Source organism: Collinsella sp. Sow4_E3 (genome assembly GCF_052116285.1).
Taxonomy (GTDB): Bacteria; Actinomycetota; Coriobacteriia; order Coriobacteriales; family Coriobacteriaceae; genus Collinsella.
Genome location: NZ_JBQKLJ010000098.1, coordinates 1 through 558 on the forward strand (window position 1 = coordinate 1; position 558 = coordinate 558).

General features: G+C 39.1%; 1 protein-coding gene. It reads left to right on the plus strand.

Translation table 11 applies throughout. The annotated features are described in order from the left end of the window. Nucleotides 1-355 (plus strand): aminomethyltransferase beta-barrel domain-containing protein (locus tag ACTQ48_RS11445; protein ID WP_441571042.1); only part of this gene is annotated, 355 nt, incomplete at its 5' end. Nucleotides 356-558 lie beyond the last annotated feature (203 nt).

The following is a 558-nucleotide window of genomic DNA, read 5'->3' on the forward strand; positions in this document are numbered from 1 at the left end:
CAATGAACCTTGGTTAGTAGTCGGAAAGGATTTGGCGCAAAATATTCTCTATGTTGGTCAAGGTTTCTATCATGAATCACTGATGTCAACTTCTTTACAGGCTAGTCAAGTTCATTTTACAAGGAAAATGCCTGAAGAATTCGAGTTTGAATGTACCGCTAAGTTCCGCTACCGTCAACCAGATAGTAAAGTGACTGTCAAGGTTTCTGGTAATCAGGCTGAAGTGATTTTCCATGAACCACAACGTGCCATCACACCAGGTCAAGCTGTTGTCTTCTACGATGGACAAGAGTGTCTCGGCGGTGGTATGATTGACATGGCCTATAAAGACGGAGTCGCTTGTCAGTATATCTAGTTGACAGTTGTTGTCAAGGAATCTAAAAGTTTAATCAACAATTATTGACTTTTATGTCATATTTGATACAATAAACTTAACAATAACATGATGGTCAAAGTTCATGGGAATTGTGTGCCTTTTTGGCATGTAATTTTCGGGAGTTTTGGCTATTTTTGTGTTTTATATTGCAAGGAGGAGAAGATGGATTTCAGGACACAGAC